The following is a 1,878-nucleotide window of genomic DNA, read 5'->3' on the forward strand; positions in this document are numbered from 1 at the left end:
CCGCCACACCGGCCGGCCGCAAGACGACCAAGGGCCAGGACATCACCCACGCTCGCGCCGAGCGCACCAGCTTTGTCCTGAGTCGCGAGGGCCGCGTCGTCGCCACCGTCGGCGGCCTGGCGCCCGCGGCCAACGTGGCCGCCGCGCTTGCCGAGGTCGAACGCCTAGGCGGCCGCTGATCCCTTCCCCAACCACCCAYCACAACGATGAAACGACTCCTCATCATCACAGCCGCACTGCTCGCCAACACCGCCCAGGCCCAGCAGGCCCCCAAGCCCGAACAGCTCATCAAGTGGCGCCAGTCGGCCTACCAGGTCATCGGCTGGAACACCGGCCGCGTCAAGGCCAACGTCGACGGCACGTACAACAAGGACGACGTCATCCGCRCAGCCAACACGATTGCCGCGGTTGCCAACGGCGGCCTGCCCTCGCTGTTCCCGGCTTCCACCGAAACCGGCAAAGGCTGGCACGACACCTCCGTCAAGCCGACGCTCTTCAGCGACGCCGCCGGTGCCGCCGCCGCCCAGGCCGCCTTCGGCAAGGAAGCCAATGAGCTCGCGCGCGTCGCCCAGGGCGGCGACGTGGCCGCCATCAAGGCCCAGCTCGCCGCGCTGCAGAAGACCTGCAAGGCCTGCCACGACGACTACAGGAACTCCAACTGACCATGAAGACAACGCTCTCACTTGCCGCACTGCTGCTCGCCACCGGTGCCCAGGCCCAGACCCCACCGGCCAACGCCGCCAGCGCCCCTCCCCCGCCGCCATTCACGYTCTTCGTCACCAGTACTGGCGGCGGCAATGGCGCCAACTACGGTGGCCTGGAAGGTGCAGACGCGCACTGCCAGAAGCTCGCCGAAGGCGTGGGCAACCCCTACAAGACCTGGCGCGCCTACCTCAGCACGCAAGGCGCCGGCGCTGTCAACGCCCGCGACCGCATCGGCAAGGGCCCATGGACCAATGTGCGCGGCCAGGTCATCGCCCGCGACGTGGCTCACCTGCACGGCGACACGCTGGAGCAGGCCCAACTCGGCAGCAACCTGACCCGCAACACGGCACTCACCGAAAAGGGCGAGCGTCCCAAGGCCGCTGGCGACACGCCCAACGAGCACGACATCGTCACCGGCTCCACGCCCGAAGGCCGTGCCTTCCCCGAGGGTGCCGACAAGACCTGCCGCAACTACTCGTCGGGCGCCGAGGATGGCTCGGTGCAGCTCGGCCATTTCGATCGCACCGGCGGCGGCAATGCCTCCTGGAACTCCGCCCACGCCAGCCGCGGCTGCAGCCAGCCCAAGCTGGTGGCGACGGGTGGCGCGGGCCTGCTCTACTGCTTCGCGGCCAACTGAAGATGTAAAGGCCGGTGGCGCCCGCCATCGCCTTCTTCAATGGACCGACCGGTTCAGGGCAGGGAACTCAGCGCCTCGGCACGGGTCAGGTAAGCGCTGAAGATCCTGTAGAGGGTGCCGTCCGCCCGCATGGCCGCGACGGCATCCTGGATCTTGCGGGCGTCGCTTTCGCGGACCCTGGCCTTGGAAAGCGCGAAGCCCGCGGCGTAGTTGTCGTCCGGGAAGGCATCGATGACCGTGACCCGGCCCTCCAGCTTGCTGTCCGCAAGAATTCGCCCCCACACGACGGGCTCGGACAGGAAAGCCGCGTCACGACCCAGCGCGACGAGCCTGGCCGCCATGTTGGCGTCGGCGTACTCGTCCACCCGCCCCTGCTGGCGCAGCTTGGCGATCCACTGGTCCCACTGCGGGCCATGCCTGAATCCCTTGACGACCGCCAGGCGCAGTTCGCCGTGCTCGGTGAACGTCTCCAGCGTGGGCACCGGATAGGGCAGGCCTTCTCGAACCAGCAGCCGGTTGCGCCCGCTCATGTAGAT

Annotated in this window: 2 protein-coding genes and 1 pseudogene; 2 read left to right on the top strand and 1 reads right to left on the bottom strand. The window is 68.7% G+C overall.

All coding sequences use genetic code 11. The features are described 5' to 3' along the window. Positions 1–206 precede the first annotated feature (206 nt). Both ACXJKR_RS31180 and ACXJKR_RS31185 read left to right on the top strand, forming a co-directional pair. A complete protein-coding gene (locus ACXJKR_RS31180) occupies positions 207–662 on the top strand; it encodes a c-type cytochrome (protein ID WP_457326152.1) in 456 nt (151 codons plus the stop codon). Positions 663–664: 2 nt separating this feature from the next. After that, positions 665–1,342, top strand: a complete 678-nt coding sequence (locus ACXJKR_RS31185; protein ID WP_457326153.1) for a lectin — start codon at positions 665–667, stop codon at positions 1,340–1,342. Between the two features lie 53 nt (positions 1,343–1,395). Here ACXJKR_RS31185 and ACXJKR_RS31190 read toward each other — a convergent pair. Continuing rightward, positions 1,396–1,878 (bottom strand): annotated as a pseudogene (locus ACXJKR_RS31190) (hypothetical protein); the annotation flags it as partial.

This window comes from Roseateles sp. P5_E11, assembly GCF_054049355.1.